Origin of the sequence: Desulfothermobacter acidiphilus (genome assembly GCF_052073645.1) — a bacterium.
GTDB classification, from domain to species: Bacteria; Bacillota; Desulfotomaculia; order Desulfotomaculales; family Ammonificaceae; genus Desulfothermobacter; species Desulfothermobacter acidiphilus.
In genome coordinates this window covers 819,227-837,621 of record NZ_CM125440.1, presented here as the reverse complement: position 1 = coordinate 837,621, position 18,395 = coordinate 819,227, and the positions used below count along the sequence as shown (strand labels likewise).

Annotated in this window: 19 protein-coding genes; 5 read left to right on the top strand and 14 right to left on the bottom strand. The window is 59.5% G+C overall.

The window, feature by feature from the left end; genetic code table 11:
• Nucleotides 1-46: 46 nt before the first annotated feature.
• Nucleotides 47-301: a FeoA family protein gene (locus tag ACTLLP_RS04305; RefSeq protein WP_441061151.1), complete on the bottom strand. Its 255-nt coding sequence runs from the start codon at nucleotides 299-301 to the stop codon at nucleotides 47-49.
• A 180-nt stretch (nucleotides 302-481) separates the two neighbouring features.
• Here ACTLLP_RS04305 and ACTLLP_RS04300 point away from each other — a divergent pair, with 180 nt between their 5' ends.
• From ACTLLP_RS04300 to ACTLLP_RS04280, 5 genes are all read left to right on the top strand, one after another.
• Complete coding sequence (locus ACTLLP_RS04300; RefSeq protein WP_441061148.1) at nucleotides 482-1,930, top strand: ISLre2 family transposase; 1,449 nt, start codon at nucleotides 482-484, stop codon at nucleotides 1,928-1,930.
• Between the two features lie 139 nt (nucleotides 1,931-2,069).
• Nucleotides 2,070-3,587 carry an ASKHA domain-containing protein gene (locus ACTLLP_RS04295; RefSeq protein ID WP_441061146.1) on the top strand — a complete coding sequence of 506 codons (1,518 nt, stop codon included), beginning with the start codon at nucleotides 2,070-2,072 and terminating at the stop codon, nucleotides 3,585-3,587.
• 10 nt (nucleotides 3,588-3,597) lie between these two features.
• Entirely contained in the window at nucleotides 3,598-4,260 is a 663-nt protein-coding gene (locus ACTLLP_RS04290; protein ID WP_441061144.1) for a DUF2225 domain-containing protein, read from the top strand.
• A gap of 18 nt (nucleotides 4,261-4,278) precedes the next feature.
• Nucleotides 4,279-4,473: a hypothetical protein gene (locus ACTLLP_RS04285; RefSeq protein ID WP_441061142.1), complete on the top strand. Its 195-nt coding sequence runs from the start codon at nucleotides 4,279-4,281 to the stop codon at nucleotides 4,471-4,473.
• 47 nt (nucleotides 4,474-4,520) lie between these two features.
• Complete coding sequence (locus ACTLLP_RS04280; RefSeq protein WP_441061139.1) at nucleotides 4,521-5,114, top strand: flavin reductase family protein; 594 nt, start codon at nucleotides 4,521-4,523, stop codon at nucleotides 5,112-5,114.
• Nucleotides 5,115-5,230: 116 nt separating this feature from the next.
• On the opposite strand, the gene ACTLLP_RS04275 is transcribed toward ACTLLP_RS04280, so the two are convergent.
• The 13 genes from ACTLLP_RS04275 to trpD all read right to left on the bottom strand — a co-directional run bounded on the left by ACTLLP_RS04275 (nucleotide 5,231) and on the right by trpD (nucleotide 18,390).
• The gene (locus ACTLLP_RS04275) at nucleotides 5,231-7,213 is read right to left on the bottom strand and encodes a bifunctional 4-hydroxy-3-methylbut-2-enyl diphosphate reductase/30S ribosomal protein S1 (RefSeq protein WP_441061136.1); all 1,983 of its coding nucleotides are present in this window, start codon (nucleotides 7,211-7,213) and stop codon (nucleotides 5,231-5,233) included.
• The gene (locus tag ACTLLP_RS04270) at nucleotides 7,213-7,800 is read right to left on the bottom strand and encodes a lysophospholipid acyltransferase family protein (protein ID WP_441061134.1); all 588 of its coding nucleotides are present in this window, start codon (nucleotides 7,798-7,800) and stop codon (nucleotides 7,213-7,215) included. Before ACTLLP_RS04270 ends, ACTLLP_RS04275 begins: the two co-directional genes overlap by 1 nt.
• A complete protein-coding gene (cmk, locus tag ACTLLP_RS04265; protein ID WP_441061131.1) occupies nucleotides 7,800-8,456 on the bottom strand; it encodes a (d)CMP kinase in 657 nt (218 codons plus the stop codon). The genes ACTLLP_RS04270 and cmk overlap by 1 nt, the downstream gene beginning before the upstream one ends.
• Before the next feature lie 57 nt (nucleotides 8,457-8,513).
• Nucleotides 8,514-9,815: a 3-phosphoshikimate 1-carboxyvinyltransferase gene (gene aroA / locus ACTLLP_RS04260; protein ID WP_441061128.1), complete on the bottom strand. Its 1,302-nt coding sequence runs from the start codon at nucleotides 9,813-9,815 to the stop codon at nucleotides 8,514-8,516.
• Nucleotides 9,816-9,820: 5 nt separating this feature from the next.
• A complete protein-coding gene (locus ACTLLP_RS04255) occupies nucleotides 9,821-10,924 on the bottom strand; it encodes a prephenate dehydrogenase/arogenate dehydrogenase family protein (protein WP_441061126.1) in 1,104 nt (367 codons plus the stop codon).
• Nucleotides 10,918-11,775 carry a prephenate dehydratase gene (gene pheA, locus ACTLLP_RS04250; RefSeq protein WP_441061123.1) on the bottom strand — a complete coding sequence of 286 codons (858 nt, stop codon included), beginning with the start codon at nucleotides 11,773-11,775 and terminating at the stop codon, nucleotides 10,918-10,920. The genes ACTLLP_RS04255 and pheA overlap by 7 nt, the downstream gene beginning before the upstream one ends.
• Before the next feature lie 2 nt (nucleotides 11,776-11,777).
• Nucleotides 11,778-12,794, bottom strand: a complete 1,017-nt coding sequence (gene aroF, locus ACTLLP_RS04245; protein WP_441061121.1) for a 3-deoxy-7-phosphoheptulonate synthase — start codon at nucleotides 12,792-12,794, stop codon at nucleotides 11,778-11,780.
• Nucleotides 12,795-12,797: 3 nt separating this feature from the next.
• Nucleotides 12,798-13,889: a histidinol-phosphate transaminase gene (gene hisC, locus ACTLLP_RS04240; RefSeq protein ID WP_441061119.1), complete on the bottom strand. Its 1,092-nt coding sequence runs from the start codon at nucleotides 13,887-13,889 to the stop codon at nucleotides 12,798-12,800.
• Between the two features lie 93 nt (nucleotides 13,890-13,982).
• Nucleotides 13,983-14,768 carry a tryptophan synthase subunit alpha gene (trpA, locus tag ACTLLP_RS04235; protein ID WP_441061116.1) on the bottom strand — a complete coding sequence of 262 codons (786 nt, stop codon included), beginning with the start codon at nucleotides 14,766-14,768 and terminating at the stop codon, nucleotides 13,983-13,985.
• Nucleotides 14,765-15,952: a tryptophan synthase subunit beta gene (trpB, locus tag ACTLLP_RS04230; RefSeq protein ID WP_441061113.1), complete on the bottom strand. Its 1,188-nt coding sequence runs from the start codon at nucleotides 15,950-15,952 to the stop codon at nucleotides 14,765-14,767. The genes trpA and trpB overlap by 4 nt, the downstream gene beginning before the upstream one ends.
• Nucleotides 15,953-15,954: 2 nt before the next feature.
• A complete protein-coding gene (locus ACTLLP_RS04225) occupies nucleotides 15,955-16,584 on the bottom strand; it encodes a phosphoribosylanthranilate isomerase (RefSeq protein ID WP_441061111.1) in 630 nt (209 codons plus the stop codon).
• Entirely contained in the window at nucleotides 16,572-17,366 is a 795-nt protein-coding gene (gene trpC, locus ACTLLP_RS04220) for an indole-3-glycerol phosphate synthase TrpC (protein WP_441061108.1), read from the bottom strand. Before trpC ends, ACTLLP_RS04225 begins: the two co-directional genes overlap by 13 nt.
• Nucleotides 17,341-18,390 carry an anthranilate phosphoribosyltransferase gene (gene trpD / locus ACTLLP_RS04215; RefSeq protein WP_441061105.1) on the bottom strand — a complete coding sequence of 350 codons (1,050 nt, stop codon included), beginning with the start codon at nucleotides 18,388-18,390 and terminating at the stop codon, nucleotides 17,341-17,343. Before trpD ends, trpC begins: the two co-directional genes overlap by 26 nt.
• Nucleotides 18,391-18,395 lie beyond the last annotated feature (5 nt).

Here is an 18,395-nt window from a genome sequence, read left to right as displayed (position 1 = left end):
TCACCCTACTCCGCGACGGTTTATCATACTGGAAAACCTGCACAGTCTAGCTACCTTCCAGGGGTTCTACCATTACTTTCTGCGCCAGGCCATAGCCCAGAGCCACCTGGGAGTTATCCACGCACACCACTACTGGACCGTGAAAAGGCAGGCCACTTAACTTGACCACCTCTTTGCCCGGTGCCAAACCCAGGGCTTGCAGCCGCTTTTCACTCTGCAGACCGGCGGCGAAATAAGCGATGCGAGCTCGGCTTCCGTTGCGCAGCAAAGTTAGGGGAGATAAACTCTTGGGCTTGTCCACTATAGATTCGCCTCCTCGCCGCATTATATTGAGGCGCGACCCCGCCAGTCAACGGGTAACAGAGACGCCGACCTCTTCCGAGGGCGTACAATTTCAGTAGGTGACGGAGGAGACTCATGAAGGAGGAGACCTCGCCCCTCACGGACAATTTTCATGGACTGAAAGGAGGAGCGAGGTCTCATGCACAGTCAACCTATTTCAGACATTCAACCTCTTGCGGACATAATCCTTCTTCTGGGGGAGAAAGTTAGCAAACTAATTACCGAATGCCGCGACTTCTACAAGCTCGAAGAAGAAGTGTACAAGCTCTCTCAAGAAGCTTGCGTGAAGATCTTCGCCTGGGCCCTCGAGGAAATAGACACCTGGCTCGTGAACGCCCGGGACAAGCGCACCTGGAAAGTGATAGGCTTTCGGGAAAGAACCGTAGTTAGCAGCTTTGGGGAATTCAAAGTAAAAAGGCGGCTTTACAGGAACAAAAAGACGGGAGAAGCCAGGTTTCTTCTTGACGAGGTTCTGGGCTGGCCGGAGAGGTCTAGATGCACGCCGCGTTTGAAGGAGATGGCGGTGAAGCTTGGGAGCGAAGTACCCTTCAGGCGGGCAGCGGAAATTCTCGGTTATTTTGTCCCTGGGATAAGCGCCATGGCGGTGTGGCAGGCCGTGCAGGAAGCAGGAGAAGCACTCAGGCAGGAGGGAGAGTCCAGGAGAGAAGCCGTTTTTGAGAAGGGAGAGACACCCGAAGGTAAAGAGAAGACCTCCAGGCTTTACATAGAGGCCGACGGGGTGGTGGTAAGGCTTCAAAGGAGCGAAGAGAAAAGGAAAGAGGTCAAACTCTTCGTAGCTTACACAGGCAAAGAAGCGATTGGGGGTGGCCGGAAGGCTTTAAAGGACAAGCTGGTAACGAGCGGTGTAGGCGAAGGGGAGAGGATGTGGGAGGAAGTTTACTCTGGGGTAGCGAGCCGGTGGGACATGGGTCAGGTGAAGGAGATATACCTTGGGAGTGACGGGGCGGAGTGGGCCAAGCAGGGGGTAGATTACTTCCCCGGGGCGGTACACGTTTTGGACCCTTACCATTTGAACCGGCGGCTTATAGAGGCTTTTTGGCACGATGAGGAGGCCTATAGTGGGATCAGGCAGGCCATTTATCTGGGGGACCGGGAGAAGGTAGAAGAGATTATGGGAGGAGCAGCGAGGAGAGTTCGCGGGGCTAAGAGGAGGAGAATAGAGAAGCTCTGGCAGTATCTCAAGGAGAACTGGTCGGGGATAGTTACCTCTTCTGCTGCCGAGCATCTGGGGGCCATAGAGGGGCAGGTACAGCACAACGTGGCGCGGCGGATGAAGCGGTTGGGAGCCAGCTGGACGGAGGCAGGAGCAGACAGGATGGCGCGGGTTTTGGCTGCTCGAGCCAACGGGGTGCTCGGGAGGCACACTTCTCGTTGGCCGGTACTGCTGGCCAGGCAAGAACATTTGGCTCAGGCGGTGCGGTTGGAGGTAAAGCGGAAGATAGAGGAGGCGGGGAGCTGGCATAAAGCTGGGTTGCCGGCATTGAGGGAGCCTTCCGCTGGAGCTCCATGGGTGAAGCATGTGTTGCGGGAACTAAGCCGGCCTAGCCTCAGTAGTTTGATCCCTTAATGGCGCAGGTACCGGGACTATCCTGGCGGCGAGGTCTCCATGAAGAGAAGTTTTCTCCCGAACCACCTACTAACTCTTGACGCGCACACCTCTTCCTGGCCACCTAACTCCAAGCCTCTGGGTGTAGTACAATAGTAATATGCTCACGCGAAAGTTCAGCTTAGAAGTGCCACGCCCCCGGCCCGGAGACAACCTCGCTGATACCGAGCGCTGTCTCGCGGCGCTGCCTTTTAAAGACGTGGAGACGACTCTTTCCGCCCTTCGCCACCTTCCAGAAACCCTGCGACGGGGTAACTGGAGGGTAACGGTTACCCTGGGGGCGAGGACGGGAGGGGGATGGCGTCTTCTAGCCGTGGAGCCGGGCGATACTACCGCATCTCACTGGGGCGTAGCTTTGGACGGCGGTACCACCACCCTGGCCGCCTCCCTGGTAGATCTTAAAACCGGGGAGGTGAAGGTCACGTCTTCTGGCCTCAACCGCCAGATTGAAGTGGCGGAAGATCTTCTAACCCGTCTGCAGCTGTCGGGAGAGCCGGAAGGGAGAGAGCGTTTAATCCGCCTTTTTCGAGAAAGCGTGAACTGGCTTTTGCAAGAGCTCGCTTTCCAGGCTGCCATCTCTTCGCAGGAGATCACCGCGCTGGCTTTCAGCGGCAACACCGCCATGACCCATTTCTTTCTAGGTCTTGACCCTTCCCGTCTATGCCAAGAACCCTACCTACCGGTGGTGAACCGTCCCGGTTACCACCGCAATAACGAAGGGTTGCACTTGGCCTTGCACCCGGAAGCGGTGATTTATTGTCTGCCCAGTGTGGGCAGTTATTTAGGAGGAGACGCTCTGGCGGGCATTCTGGTGAGCGGGATACATCGGCAAGAAGCGGTGAGCCTCCTGGTGGATATCGGCACCAACGCTGAGATCGTCCTGGGGAACCGGGAGTGGCTGATAGCGGCAGCAGGAGCCGCTGGCCCAGCCTTGGAAGGGGGCGTAATGGCGGCCGGAATGCGAGCGGCCCCGGGAGTAATTGAGCGTATCCGGGTAGACCCGATCACGGGAGCCATAGACTACCATCCCCCGAAAGGGAAGGTCAAGGGGTTGTGCGGTTCGGCCGTAGTGGATCTCCTGGCCGGACTCCTGCTGGCGGGCATTATCGACCGGGCTGGTCGTTTCACCGGGGAAAGAGATTACCTGGAGATCGTCCCAGCCTCGGCCACAGCAACGGGAGAACCCTTGATCCTCAGCCAACAGGATGTAAAGAACTTTATCCGCACCAAGGGAGCAGTGACCGCTGCCGTGGAGACTTTAATGGGTGCGGTAGGAATTAGACCCCAGGAACTAGAATATTTTTTGGTGGCTGGCGCCTTTGGCGAACACATGGACGTGGAAGCGGCTGTCACCCTGGGGCTTTATCCCGACCTCCCCCGCGAACGCTTGCTTGCGCTGGGCAACACTTCCCTGGCGGGAGCTCGCTTGGCCCTCTTGGCGCAAGAAGCGCGCCAAGAGTTAGAGGATTTGAGCCAGCGGATTACCTACGTGGAATTAAACGCCAGTAAGGAATTCATGGATCGATTCACCGGGGGGCAGTTCTTCCCGCACACCGATCTCAGCCTCTATCCCACCGTGCGCCAGCGTCTTCTGACCCTGGGGCTCCTTAAGGAGTGAAACGCTAACCATGTCAGCCACGCTTCTATGCCGTCTGCGCTGCCCTCGATGCTTGACCACTTTTCCGGCCGAAATTGCCCTGAGCACGGGAGTGAGGGGTCATCTTTCCAGCGATCTATGCTACCGGGGAGAGGAAGGGTTTCTCTACCCCTATCTGGTAGTGGTTTGCCCGGGCTGCGGCTTCACTGGCTACCACCAGGAATTCGATTACCTGGCCACCCTTCCCCGCTACTCAGCTTATGACCCAATAGGGCGCCTATTTCAGAAATATCTGCAGGAAAGGCGTAACCTTTACCCCGGTAGCAAGAAATATTGGCTGGCCGCGAAGGAAGCGCAGCGGCGAGGAAATCCAGCTCTGGCCATAGGCCACCTTTATCTGAAGGGCTCCTGGTGCGCCCGGGAGGAGGGGGATGCGGTAGCCGAAAGGGAGCACCAGGAGGCCGCCTTGCGCTATTTTCGCCTGGCTTTGCAAGAAGTGGAGGAGGCGCGCGACCTGGCTGTGTTACGGTATCTGGAGGGGGAACTCTGCCGCCGCCTGGGCCGCTTCAATGAGGCCATGGAAGCCTTCGCCCAGCTCCTGCCCAGTGATTTGCCCTACTGGCTGCGACCCGCCTTGGGGAGGATGCTGGAGTTAGCGATCCAGGGCGATGCCTCCCCTCAGAAGTTAAGCTAGAAGAGGGAGGGGAGAGGAGTGGGTAAACGGGAAACATACCGCCTCCTGCTCATCCTGCTGTTGTGGAGCGACCTGGGAGCGGTGATCGGGTTGGGGCTGTATTTCTATTACCACTGGCCCGCTTACTGGGTAGTAGCCACGCTCGTGGTAGCGGCACTTTTACTGGTGGCCAATCTGGCAGTGTATCTGGTCCTGTGGCGTAGAGCCAAGTGAAAAGGAAGGGTCATTTAAGTTAACATAACAAAAAGGGGGAGAAGAAGATGGATAAGCGAGAAGTGGCGCTGGCGGAAGCCTACCGGTTATTGACTCCGGGCATGGTGGTGTTGATAGCCAGTCGGCGGGAAGAAAAAAACAATGTGATGGCGGCTTCCTGGCAAATGCCCGTCAGCAAAGAACCGCCTTTGGTTTCGGTGGCAGTGGCCAAAAAACATCTTACGGCAGAGTATATCCAAGCCACCGGCGTGTTTACCGTAAACGTGCCCGGGTACGGCATCTTAACGCAGGTGCATTTCTGCGGTACCGTTTCCGGCCGCCGGGTGCAGGATAAGCTGGCGGAAGCCGGTCTGACCCCGGTGCCGGGCCAGCAAGTGGCGGCGCCACTTATAAAGGAATGCCTTGCCGGCCTAGAGTGCCGGGTGTGGAACACTTACGATGGCGGCGACCATTATATTTTTGTAGGCCAAGTGGTGCGAGCTGAAGCGGCCAGCGAGGTTTTCGAGGGGTCCTGGCACCTGCGGGAGGAAAAAAATTGCCCAGTGCATCATTTGGGCGGACCGCATTATTATCTGCCCGGGACGCCGGTTGCGGTGAAAATGCACGACGGACGCTTAACGGTGGAACCGCTGCCGCGCTAAAGCGATTAAGCCCCGGCTGGCAGTACCAGCTGGCGGGGCTTCATTTTTCTCCTGTCTAGTTAACATAAGGTTTATTAGCGGAAGTTATAGTGGTGTTCGCCACTCCTCCGCTCACCCTAGGGCTTCAAGAGGTCACCGAAAACATCGCCGAGGGTAAGGGTATCGTCTTTGTTCTCCTTGCCATTATTGCGTTCTTTCTCCCGTGATTCTTCCGCGCGCACTGCTTCCCGCAAGGAAAGGCGCAGCTTTTTCTCCTGCGGCTCGTAGCTTATTACCCGGGCGGTAACCACGTCACCTTCTTTGAGGACGTCCTCTGGCCTTTCCACGTGCCAATCAGCAAAATGAGAAATATGAATAAGTCCTTCCACTCCTGGTTCCAGCTCTACAAAGGCTCCGAAGGGGGCTAAACGCACCACTTTTACCTCGACCAGACTGCCCACAGGATATTTTTCTGGTACCTTCTCCCACGGGTCGGGTAGGAGAGCTCGGCGTGAAAGGCTTATTTTGCCGTTTTCCGGGTCGATCTTGGTGACCATCACTTCGATTTCCTGGCCCTCCTGCAGCACTTCGGCGGGGGAGTTAATGCGGTTCCAGGTTATTTCGGAAACGTGCAACAGTCCATCCACTCCTCCCAGATCCACGAAGGCACCGAATGGCACCAAGCGCCGAACCACGCCTTTGAGCACTGCGCCTTCCTTCAGCTTGCTCCAGGTCTCGCGACGCTGCCTCTCGGCCTCTTCTTCCAGCACCGCTTTCCGCGAGAGGACCACTTTCTTGCGGCCACGGTCGAGCTCGATTACCTTGGCCCGGATCTTTTGCCCCAGGTAGGAACTCAGGTTCTCCACATAGTTAATGTCGACCAAGGAAGCAGGGAGGAAAGCTCTCACTCCCACATCCACGATCAAGCCGCCCTTGACCACCTCGCGCACAATCCCCTCCACCGGCTGGTCCTGCTGGAAGGCTTCCGACAGTCTTTTCCAGGCAGCTATAGCATCGGCCCGGGCTTTGGAAAGAATAATTCTGCCCTCGGCGTCTTCTGCCTTGACCACGAAGACCTCGATCTCGTCTCCTACCCGCACCACTTCCTGGGGCGAGGAGACTTCGCAGCAGCAGAGCTCGCGCAAAGGGATGACGCCTTCGCTCTTGGCTCCGATGTCCACCAGGACCTCGTTTTGATTGATTTCTACCACGGTTCCCTTGATCACTTCGCCACCCTTGAAAGTTTTGATCCCCACTGACTCCATTTGTTCGGCGGTGCTCATTTCTCCTATTTCCCGCATACGTTTTTCTACCTCCTCGATAATCCAGTCGGGAGTGGACGCCCCAGCGGTCACGCCCGCGCAACTCACCCCCATGAGCCATTCCGGACGGAGATCGTTAGCCGTTTCCACGTGGTAGGTAGGCACATTGGCCTGGCGCAAGGTTTCGACCAGGTGTTTGGTGTTGGCGCTAGCGTACCCTCCCACCACGATCATCACTTCCACTTCTCGCGCCAACTCTAAAGCTGACTCGATCCGGGAAGCGACAGCGGAGCAAATGGTATTGTAAGCTCTCACCTCCTTGGCACGGGAGATAAGTTCCCGCACCACTTCCTGCAATAAGTTGAGGGTCTGGGTGGTCTGCGCCACCACGCCGTAAGCTTCGGCAGCTGGCAAAAGATTCACCTCTTCGGCCCTCCCCACCACCACGGCTTTGGGACCAGCCCACCCCAAAATGCCCTTGACCTCCGGATGGTCGCGGTCTCCCACCACCACCACCTGGTAACCTTGCCTGGAGAGCTCGCCGGCCAGCTCCTGCGCCCGACGAACGAAAGGACAGGTGGCATCGATGACTTCCAGTCCCCGCGTCTGCGCTTCCTGCACGATAGCTGGGTCCACTCCGTGCGAGCGAATGATGAGGGTGCCACCGGGGACCTCTTCCAAACGCTCGGCCACCTTGATCCCTTGCGCGGACAAGCGCTCCACCACCTGGGGATTGTGGATCAGCGGCCCTAGCGTGTAGATCGGCCCCTCCCTCTCTTCTCGAGCCTTCAAGGTGATCTCTAGAGCTCGCCTGACGCCAAAGCAGAAACCGGCGTGTTTTGCTCGTTTGATCTCCATTATCCTTTCACTCCCAGCAGCTGCTTCATGGCTGCTTCGATTTTTTTAGTGCCATCGGTGACCTCCTGGCGGGTGATCCTTCCCTGGGACGGACGCAAGTAAAAAGGACTCCCTATCCTGACTTCGACCCTTTCGCCCCACCATTTACGGGTACCGGTTAAGGCTACCGGTACCACCGGAGCTCCCGATTGGAGGGCCAGCAGGGCTGCTCCCGGCTGTAGAGGCAGAAGTCGCCCCGCTTCTTGGCCGCGCGTGCCTTCGGGAAAGAGCCCCAGCACCTGCCCCCGAGCCAGTAGATTCAGGGCAGTACGCAGAGCTCGACGGTCCAGTTCTTCCCGCTTCACCGGAAAAGCCCCCAAGCACTTAAGCAAGAGTCCGAAACCGGGGATGCGGAAGAGCTCTTCCTTGGCCATGTAGTAAACTCGCCGGGGCAGAGCACAGCCCAGGGCCACCGGGTCGAGATAGCTCTGGTGATTCGCAACAATGATCACCGGACCAGTGCGGGGGAAGTTTTCCCGCCCCTCCACCTGGAAGCGGCGTAATTGCAGGTAAATTCGGCACACCACCCAGGCAAACCAGTATAGCACTAGGACTTACCCTCCAGGTGGCGCAGAATGACCTCCACCACTTCGTCGGGAGAAAGGCTGGTAGTATCAATGACGAGGGCGTCGGAGGCCACCTGGAGTGGAGCCACCTCGCGCTCGGCGTCCTGGTGATCGCGCTGGGCCAGCTGGCGCAGTTGCTCTTGCCAGGAAAGATGAAACCCACGGCGGCAAATCTCGCACCAGCGCCGGCGTGCTCTCTCTTCCAGTTCGGCGGTGAGGAAAAACTTCTTCTCCGCTTCCGGCAAAACCACCGTACCGATGTCACGCCCCTCCACCACTATCTTTCCTCCCCGCGCCAGTTCCCTTATGCGCTGTGTGACCAGCTCCCTCACCTCGGGTACGCGAGCCACCAAGGATACGGCTGCGGAAACCGCGGGAGTGCGAATGGCTTCGGTCACATCTTCTCCATTAAGCAACACTTGCTGGTGATAAGGTGTGGAGGTGATGCAAAGCTTTTGGTGGGAAACCAGCTCGATCAAATCGACAGGCTTTTCGGGAAAGCCGGCTCGTAAGGCAGCTAAAGTTAAAGCCCGGTACAACGCCCCGGTGTCCAGATAGGCATACCCTAGACGTTGGGCCAACTTTTTGGCAACGGTGCTTTTTCCTGCTCCTGCTGGTCCATCGATGGCAATACGCATAGATCCTTACGTGCTGTACCTCCGCACTCCAAGGTTAAGAATTTCTCCGTTGCAATCTCATTTCCCTCCTGCTTTTTGCGCCAAAGCAGCGAAAAGGTGGGGGAAGTTGGGGAAAGATATATCGATAACCTCTGCTCCCTCGATTACAGTTTCGCTCATAGCGGTCAGCCCCGCCACCGCCAAAGCCATGGCCACGCGGTGATCGCCGTGGCTGTGAACCCGGCCCCCTCGTAGAGGTTTGCCACCCCGGATCACCATGCCATCCGGCAGCAACTCGATCTGCGCTCCTAACCGCCCCAACTCCTGGGCCATAGTGGCCAGGCGGTCCGATTCCTTGTAACGGAGCTCCTCCGCCCCACGGATAACCGTGGTGCCACTGGCGCAGGCGGCGACAACGGTTAGCACAGGTATTTCATCGATAAGCCGGGGAACAAGATCCCCTTCCACGGTGATGCCCTGGAGTGGAGAAGAGGCCACAGTTACCCGTCCCACCGGCTCCCCGGCCCACTCGTCGGTAAGTTCCACCTGGAGATGGGCCCCCATGGCCTTCAAAACTTCCAGTAGCCCGGTACGGGTGGGGTTGAGCCCCACTTCCTCAACGGTGACCTGGCCCTCGGGAACGATAGCGGCAGCGGCCAGGAAAAAGGCAGCAGCGGAGAAGTCGCCAGGCACCTTAACCCTCCGGCCGGCCAGCAAAGCTCGCCCTCGAAGACGGACTGTCAACCCCTCCCGGCGCAGAGGCACGCCGAAGTAACCCAGCAACCGCTCAGTGTGATCGCGGGAAAGGGCGGGTTCGGTGACATCGGTCTCCCCTTCGGCGCTGAGACCAGCTAGCAGCACGGCCGACTTCACTTGGGCGCTGGCCACCGGTGAGGTGTAGGACAGCGGGCGCAACTCCCTTTTCCCCTTGATGGCTAAAGGCGCTAATTTCCCCTGTTGCCGGCCCCATATTTCCGCTCCCATAAGTTGGAGCGGTAAGGTCACCCGGTCCATGGGGCGGCGGCGCAAAGAAGCGTCGCCTGTCAAAACCGCGAAGACAGGGTTAGCAGCCAACACTCCCAGCAATAGGCGCATGGTGGTTCCCGAATTACCCGCGTCCAGGACCTCAGCTGGCTCCTGGAGCTGGCCGAGCCCCTGCCCCTTTATCCGCAACTGCTCGTCCTGGTCTTCGATGTCGACTCCCAGCTGGCGCAGGCAGCGAAGGGTGGCCAGGCAATCCTCTCCCCGCAAAAAGTTCTCGACTATAGTTTCTCCCTCGGCCAGAGCTCCCAACAGCAGGGCCCGGTGAGAAATGGATTTGTCGCCGGGCACCTGGATGGTTCCGGCCACCCTGGCGCTAGGGCTCACTCTCAATTCCAACCATTTCAACCCCCTCTTCTACGCGCTTCAATTCCGGCAGCGACCAGCGTCTCGTAAGCCTGCTCCTGAGCCTCCAGGCGAGTGAAGGCCAGGCGAATGGTTCCCCCTTCCCCCTCTCGCGCCCGTAAGATCTCGATATCGGCGATATTGATCCCTTTCTCCGCCAGCAGGGAAGTGAGATGGGCGATCACTCCTGGGCGGTCGGGAACGGTTACCACCACCTCGTGGAGCTCGGGTAAATAACCTTTGCTCTTGGCTGGCACCTCGCGGCGCAAATTCTGAGCCCGGCGCAACCACATCTCCAATTCCTCCCGCTTCCCCGCCGTCAGCAATGCTTCCAACTCGCGCAGGATTTCCCGCAGGCGGGAAAGGAACAGGCTTAGCGGCTCGGTATTGCTAAGTAAAATGTCACGCCACAGCAGGGGGTCTCCCGCCGCTACCCGGGTGGTGTCACGAAAACCCCCTGCCGCCAGAGGCAAAAGCTTATCTCGCTCCGGGAGACCGGCGATGAGGTTGCAGAGGGCCGAGGCTAGACAGTGCGGCAGGTGACTAACCGCCGCTACGTAATAATCGTGAAGTTCGGGAGAGAGTTCCACCTTTCGCGCTCCCACCGCTTCCACCAGCTCGGTCACCAGAGCCGTGGCAGCTGGCGAGGTGAAGGAGGTGGGAGTGAGCAAGTAATAAGCGTTTTCGAAGAGATAAGGATCGGCGTTTTCTACCCCGGTACGCTCCGATCCAGCCATGGGATGGCCCCCGATGAAAGCGAAACCGTGCTGCGACGCCAGCTTTTCCGCAGCGGCCACAATCTCCACCTTGGTGCTGCCCACGTCGGTCACCACGGTTCCGCTCTCCAGATGGGGGGCCAGCTTCTCCAGCGTGGCGATGATGGTGCTGATGGGAGTGGCCAGCACCACCAACTCGGCACCCGGCAGGGCCTCGGCGGGCTCGGTGGAGTAAGTGTCGATGGCCCCCAGAAACTGGGCTAGCCGCAAGCGCTCAACGCTTCTTCCCAGCCCCACCACCTGCTTGGCTCTTCCCCGGCGGCGCAGGGCTAAGCCCAGGCTCCCCCCTATCAATCCAACTCCTACGATAACCACTCGGTTTAACATGATTGTGCCGAATCGGCGGACCTACCCTCCTCCCAGCGCGGGTACGAACCCAAAACTTTATAGAAAGAGCTCCGGGACCGCAGGGTCTCCAAGGCGGATCGCACCTCCTGGTCTTCCTCGTGCCCTTCACAGTCCAGGAAAAAAATGTATTGCCCCAACTGGCTCTTGGCAGGACGAGACTCAATCTTGGTTAGATTGATCTCGCGCCGGGCGAATTCTTCCAGAGCTCGGTAGAGCGCGCCGGGGCGGTCGGCGGTCAGGGCGAAGGCCACGGAGGTTTTGTCCCGACCGGTGCGGGGAGGCTTTTCTCTGCCCAGCACCGCGAAACGGGTCTCGTTGCTCTGGTGATCCTGAACCGCTCTTTCCACCAGCTCCAGGCCCCAGTTCCGAGCCGCGGTATCCGGCCCTATGGCCGCCCAGGGCTCGGAGCTCTCGGCTACCATCCGAGCCGCCTCGGCTGTGCTGGTGGTTGGCAGCAACGCGACCCCGGGGTAACGGCGGCGCAAAAAGTGGCGGCACTGAGCTAGGGCATGGGGGTGGGATAGGATGCGAGAGAACACCGTCACCCCCGGCCGCGCCATCAGATGGTGGACGATCGGGAGCACCACTTCCCCCACCACCAATATCCCCGTGGTTTGCACCAGCAGATCGAGGAAGAGAGTTACGCTGCCCTCCAGGGAGTTCTCCCAGGGAACCACCCCCACCTCTATGTCCCTTTGCAGCAAAGCATCCAGGATGGCGGGGATATCGGGGTAAGCCCAAGGGGCGATGGTTTGGGCAGCAAAGAAAGCTTGCATAGCCTGTTCGGTAAAAGTGCCAGCCGGGCCTAAAAAGCCCACTCGCCGCAACATCCTCACAACTTTCTCCCCACGGCGCGAGCCACCTTCTCGAGTTCCGCCATGGTCTGAGCGAAAAGGGAAGGCGTGAGAGATTGGGCCCCATCGCACAGCGCCTCGGCGGGATTGGGGTGCACCTCCACCAGCAGACCGTCGGCACCGGCGGCAATCGCAGCCCGGCACATGGCCGGTATAAACTGCCAACGACCTATCCCGTGGCTGGGATCGACGATTACCGGCAAATGGGACAGGTGTTTGACGATGGGCACCGACGAAAGATCTAAAGTGTTGCGGGTGTAAGGTTCAAAAGTGCGAATGCCCCGCTCGCAAAGGATCACTTTCATATTGCCGGAGGATAAGATGTACTCCGCGGCCATAAGCCACTCCTCGATGGTGGACGCAGGGCCTCGCTTTAACAGCACCGGTTTGTCGATTTTGCCCACTTCTTTCAGCAGGTCGAAATTCTGCATGTTGCGAGCGCCGATTTGGACGATGTCGGCGTATTCGGCTACCACCGGTAGAGAGCGGATATCCATGACTTCGGTTACGATCTTGAGCCCATACTTTTCCCTGGCCTCCGCCAGCAGTTCCAGACCTTTGGTTCCCAAGCCTTGAAAGGCGTAGGGAGAAGTCCGCGGCTTGAAGGCTCCGCCTCGCAGGATGGTGGCACCGGCCTCCTTTACCCTGGCAGCTGCTTCCAGGAGTTGCTCGCGGCTTTCCACCGCGCAAGGGCCAGCCATCACGTGCACTTGCTCCCCGCCTATAGCGACATCTTCCCCCACCTGCACCACGGTGCGCCCGGCGCGAAAGGCCCTGCTGGCCATCTTATAGGGTTGAAGTATGGGTATGACCTCTTCCACTCCCGGCAGGGCTTCGAGGGGGATCTCTGCCAAGCGACTTTTATCGCCGATGGCTCCGATAATCGTACGCTCCACCCCCCGTGAAAGATGAGTTTTAAAGCCCGCCGTTTCCAGACGCCGAACTACCTCGGCTATGTCGCTCTCGCTGGCGTTATGCGCCATAACGATGATCATTGATTAGACCCTCCTGAATTCCAAAACCTTATCCAGCGCTTCTAGGAAACGCTGGTTTTGCTCTTGAGTACCGATGGTCACACGCAGATGCGTAGGGTACCCCACTCCCCCGCGGATGATCACGCCTTGGCGCAGCATCTGCTGGAAGACCTCCCGCTCGTCTCGCCCCGCGTCGAACAGCAGGAAATTGGCCTCGGTGGGAACGTAGGCCAAACCCCGCTGTTCCAATTCCCGGTAAAGAAGGAGTTTACCGGCCTCGTTAGTTTGGCGAGAACGCTGCACGAACTCCTCGTCATCTAGGGCGGCTAAGGCAGCGATTTGAGCGGCGGAACTGACGTTAAAGGGCTCCCGCACCCGGTGGAGTTCGGCAATTAAAGCCGTGTCGGCCACTCCGTAGCCGATGCGCAGGCCGGCCAAGCCGTAAATTTTCGCGAAGGTCCGCAGTATCACCACGTTACGCCCCCGGTGCAGTAGATCTATGCCGTTGGGATAACGAGGATCAGTCACGTACTCGCAATAGGCCTCGTCCAGAACCGTGAGCACGTCGTCTCCCGCCCGCTCCAGGAACCATTCCACTTCTTCGCGGGTGATAATGGTGCCGGTTGGGTTGTTGGGGTTGCAGAGATAAACCATTTTGGTCCGGGGAGTCAGGGCGCGAGCCACGGCCTCCACATCGATGCGGTAGTCCCGCAGCGGCACCCGCACCGGCGAAGCCCCCATCAAGCGCGCCAGCGGCTCGTAGCGGGGGAAAGTGGGCACCGGAATGATAACCTCGTCACCCGGGGCTAATAACGCCAGCGACAGCATCTGAATAACTTCGCTAGAACCACAGCCAACGATTATATTATCTGGGTCCACCCCTAACCTCCGGGCCAGAGCCTGGCGGAGCTCATAGCTCGATCCCTCTGGATAAAGATGCCAATGGTCTAACCCCTCCAGCGCGGCCAGGGCCCGGGGGGAAGGGCCCAGAGGGTTCTCGTTGGAAGCGAGCTTGATTACCTCCTCCAGACCGAGCTCCCTCCTCACTTCCTCAATGGGCTTGCCGGGTCGGTAAATCTCCACTCCCTCGAGTTCGGGTCGCACTCTAACGGCCATTTCGCTTCTCCTTCCCCATAGCATCGTCGCCTAAATTGGATAGCAATATCTTACCATAGCTTGTTTTAGCTGGACAACGAGCGCAATTCTCTCTCACTGCAGGGCCAGAGCCTGAGCCAGAGAGCGCACCAGGGCCAGAGCCTGATCCTGCGCCCCTTCCCCCAGCAGTTTAACCACGGCGCTTCCCACCACCACGCCATCAGCCAACTTAGCCACCTGAGCGGCGGTTTCGGGGCGGGCAATGCCGAAACCCACCGCCACTGGCAGCCGGGTGTGCTGCCGCACCCGTTGCACTAAGCGGCCGAGATCCTGATCGAATCGGTCGCGCATTCCGGTGACGCCGGTAACGGACACGCAGTAGATGAAACCGCGGGCCGAGGCGCAAATCGAGCGCACCCTCTCCTCCATGCTGGTGGGGGCCACCAGGGGGATGAGGGCCAGTTCCTCTCCCGCTGCCTCCCGCAACGGTTCGCTTTCTTCCAGCGGCAAGTCGGGAACGATCAAGCCGTCAACCCCGGCTTCCAGGGCCTGCTGGCAGAAGCGTTTTAGCCCCCGCTGCAGAACCGGATTGTAGTAGGTCATAAACACCAGCGGAACTTCGGGAAGACGCTCGCGCACCCGGGACGTTACCTCGAGAATATCGTCCAGCCTGGCTCCGTGGGATAAAGCCCAGGAAGAAGCGGCTTGGATAACCGGACCGTCGGCCATGGGATCGGAAAAAGGGATGCCGATTTCGATCAAATCGGCCCCGGCTTTCACTAGTTCGGGGATAAAGGCGGCGGTGGTTTCCAGGTCGGGGTATCCAGCGGTTAGATACACTATTAGTGCCTTGCGCCCCTGGAGGCGCAAGGAGGAAAAGGTTTGATCGATGCGGTTCACAATTCCACCCCCTTGGCCCGGGCCACCGTTTCCACATCTTTGTCTCCCCGGCCGGACAGGTTCACGACCACCACCGCCTCGCGTGGAAGGGTGGGAGCCAGGCGGCAGGCCGCGGCCAGAGCGTGAGCGCTTTCTAGAGCGGGTAAAATCCCCTCGGTGCGGGCTAGGACCTCGAAGGCCTCAAGCGCTTCCTCGTCGCTAGCGGTAAGGTAAGTTACCCTACCCGTGGCTTTGAGATAGGAGTGCTCCGGTCCCACGCCAGGATAGTCGAGGCCGGCGGCCAGGGAATGCACCGGGCTTATTTGGCCTTCCTTGTCCTGCAGCAGATAACTGTAGGAGCCGTGAAGCACGCCGGGGCGACCCTGGTTCAAGGTAGCAGCGTGCTCTCCCGGACCGCTGCCCCTTCCTCCGGCCTCTACCCCTACCAATTCCACCTCCGTATCGGAGAGGAAGGGATAGAAGATGCCCATGGCGTTTGAGCCCCCTCCCACGCAAGCGATGATTAGATCGGGTAGGCGTCCCACTTCCCGCTGGATTTGCTGCCGCGTTTCCCAACCGATCACTGCCTGAAAGTTACGCACCATCAAAGGATAAGGGTGAGGGCCGGCCACCGATCCGATGAGGTAATAAGTGGTACGGACGTTGGTCACCCAGTCTCGGATGGCTTCGTTCATGGCGTCCTTGAGAGTGGCGCTGCCTGCTTTAACCGGTATAACCTCGGCCCCCAAAAGCTGCATCCGGATCACGTTTAAGCGCTGACGCTCGATGTCTAGCGCCCCCATATAAATGGCGCACTCGCAGCCCAGCAAGGCCGCGGCCGTGGCAGTGGCGACGCCGTGCTGCCCCGCCCCGGTCTCGGCAATGAGGCGTTTTTTCCCCATGCGGCGGGCCAGCAAACCTTGCCCAATGGTGTTGTTGATTTTATGAGCTCCGGTATGGTTGAGATCTTCCCGCTTGAGGTAGATCTGAGCTCCTCCCAGAGCGGCGCTGAAGCGAGCCGCGCGATAAAGCGGGGTGGGCCGCCCCACGTAGTGTTCCAGGTACCAGTTCAGCTCCCGCCGAAAATCGGGATCGTCGAACCACCTGTGGTACGATTTTTCCAGTTCCTCCAGAGCGGGCATCAAAGTTTCCGGTACGAAACGCCCTCCGTACGAACCAAAGTAACCGCGCGCGTCGGGTAGCATGATTATAAACTGACCTCCTTTACCCGGGCCAAGAAGCTACGGATTTTCTCCGGGTCCTTCCGGCCTTCACTCTCCACCCCGCTGGAAACATCCACCGCGTAGGGGCGGACGGTTTGTATAGCTACGAGCACGTTTTCCGGGTTAAGCCCTCCGGCCAAGATAACTGGGGAGGAGAAGGTTTTGCCTCGAAGCAGGCTCCAGTCGAAACTTTGGCCCGTTCCTCCGCTGCGACTCGGCACCCGCGTGTCAAATAAGTAAGCATCAGCAGGATAAGTCTCCACGCCCAGCAGATCTTCCGGCGCCGCTACTCGGAAGGCTTTGATCAGAGGAACCCGGACACGCCGCTGGAGCTCGCGCAGGTACGCCGGGGGTTCCTGCCCGTGAAGCTGCACGGCGGTGAAGCGGCAGCTATCCACCAATTCCACCACCAAATCCAGCGGTGCGTCGACGAATACTCCCACGGCGGCAACCAGGGGCGGGAGAGAGGCTATGATCTCTCCCGCCTGCGTCGGGGTCACCTGCCGGGGGCTGGGAGCCAAAACGAAGCCCAGAGCGTCGGCTCCGGCCTCTACGGCTACAGCAGCGGTGGCTGCGTCGCGTATACCGCAAATTTTCACTCTTACTCGGGACAAGTACAACCGCCTCCTGCCGCCACCAACTCGGCCAGCTTGGCTTCCGGTTGGGGAGCAGCCATGATGGACTTACCGATCAACGCCGCGTCCACCTGCCATTGCCGCAGGCAGGCCACGGCCAGGGGCGAAGAGATGCCGCTGGCGCTGACCACCACCACCGAAGGGGGGATCAGGGGCCGCAGCAGGCGGGTGGTTTGCAGATTGACCTGCATGGTGGCGAGGTCACGGTTGTTGATGCCGATGAGCTCGGCTTCCACCGCCAGTGCTTTGGCCAAATCATCGCGGGAGTGCACTTCTACCAGGCTGGCCATTCCCAGGGAGCTGGCCAACGCTTGAAGCGCTCTCAATTCCTCGGTGCGAAGGATGCGGGCGATCAGCAAGACCGCATCGGCACCCAGCAACCGGGCCTCGTAAACCTGGTAGGAATCGATCACAAACTCCTTGTACAGCAAAGGTAGATCCGTTTCCCGTCGCACCAGGCGCAGAAACGCGGGCTTGCCGCCGAAAAAGCGCTCGTCTACCAGCACGGAAATCGCCGCCGCTCCCCCGCGCTGGTAGAGGCGGGCCATCTCCACCGGATCGGCGTCGGGACGGATGGGTTCCCGCGGGGAGGCGCGTTTGATCTCCGCGATGATCTGCACCCGGCCGGGAACCTTTAGGGCGCGGATGAAAGGGCGGGGGGGTGGCGCCAGGTGCAGCGAGGACTCCAATTGGCTCTGGGGGCAACGCTTCTTTTTGCCGCTCAGCTCGGTCAGCTTATGCGCCAGTATTCTCTCCAACACCAAGCTCACTCACCTGCCGGTTAAATCTCAGATACTCTTCCAGCTTGGCCCGGGCCTCTCCCCTCTCCAGCGCTCGCCGGGCCAATTCTACCCCTTCCCGCAGATCTTCCGCCCTCTCGGCTACCACCAGGGCCAGCGCAGCGTTGAGCACCACCGCATCGGTGCGGGGGCTCCTCTCGCCTTCCAGAATAGAACGGGTGATAGCAGCGTTTTCGTGGGCCGTGCCCCCCTGGAGATCACTTACCCGGCAGCGGGGAAAGCCGTAGTCAGCCGGGTCTAAAATCCCCTTGTGGATCGCTCCCCCACGCACCTCGGCGTAAAGCAATTCTCCCACCGGCGAAGCTTCGTCCAGGCCGCCGGCTCCATGAATCACCATCGCCCGCTCCGTTCCCAAGGTCAAGAGCACTTCCGCTACCAGCTCCAGCAGATCGGGATGATAGACCCCCACCACCTGGATCTGCGCCCCAGCTGGATTGCAGAGAGGACCCAGGATATTGAACACCGTGCGTATTCCTAATTCCCGGCGCGGGCCGGCGGCGTGGCGCATGGCCGGGTGGCAACGAGGAGCAAAGAAGAAACCGAAGCCCACTTCGTCCAGACATTTACCTGCCAGCTCCGGCGGTAGATCTACTTTAGCTCCCAGCGCCTCCAGAAGATCGGCGCTTCCCGCCCGGCTGGAGATGGAACGATTGCCGTGCTTCGCCACCGGGCAGCCGCAGGCTGCAACTACGAAAGCAGCGGTGGTGGAGAGGTTAAAAGTGCCGGCTCCATCGCCCCCAGTACCACACGTGTCCACGGTGAAGGGATGAAACGGCCGATAACCTTGCGCGCGCTCGCGCATGGCCTGAGCCAGTCCGGCTACCTCCGACGCCTTTTCTCCCTTGAGCCTGAGCCCCATAAGCAAAGCGCCGATCTGCGCCGGGGTGCCTTGCCCATCCATTATGGCGCCCATAACCTGCCGCGCTTCTTCTAGCGAAAGATCCTCCCGCCTGGCCAATTTACCTAGCGCTAGCTGCAAAGCCAAACTTA

Bases quoted from the DNA above. Each gene is read 5' to 3' on its own strand.
- ACTLLP_RS04295 (WP_441061146.1), top strand. From the start codon at position 2,070: ATGCTCACGCGAAAGTTCAGCTTAGAAGTGCCACGCCCCCGGCCCGGA.
- ACTLLP_RS04275 (WP_441061136.1), bottom strand. From the start codon at position 7,213: ATGGAGATCAAACGAGCAAAACACGCCGGTTTCTGCTTTGGCGTCAGG.
- hisC (WP_441061119.1), bottom strand. From the start codon at position 13,889: ATGGCCGTTAGAGTGCGACCCGAACTCGAGGGAGTGGAGATTTACCGA.
- trpB (WP_441061113.1), bottom strand. From the start codon at position 15,952: ATGCTACCCGACGCGCGCGGTTACTTTGGTTCGTACGGAGGGCGTTTC.
- cmk (WP_441061131.1), bottom strand. From the start codon at position 8,456: ATGCGTATTGCCATCGATGGACCAGCAGGAGCAGGAAAAAGCACCGTT.
- ACTLLP_RS04290 (WP_441061144.1), top strand. From the start codon at position 3,598: ATGTCAGCCACGCTTCTATGCCGTCTGCGCTGCCCTCGATGCTTGACC.
- pheA (WP_441061123.1), bottom strand. From the start codon at position 11,775: ATGTTGCGGCGAGTGGGCTTTTTAGGCCCGGCTGGCACTTTTACCGAA.
- ACTLLP_RS04255 (WP_441061126.1), bottom strand. From the start codon at position 10,924: ATGTTAAACCGAGTGGTTATCGTAGGAGTTGGATTGATAGGGGGGAGC.
- aroF (WP_441061121.1), bottom strand. From the start codon at position 12,794: ATGATCATCGTTATGGCGCATAACGCCAGCGAGAGCGACATAGCCGAG.
- ACTLLP_RS04280 (WP_441061139.1), top strand. From the start codon at position 4,521: ATGGATAAGCGAGAAGTGGCGCTGGCGGAAGCCTACCGGTTATTGACT.
- ACTLLP_RS04300 (WP_441061148.1), top strand. From the start codon at position 482: ATGCACAGTCAACCTATTTCAGACATTCAACCTCTTGCGGACATAATC.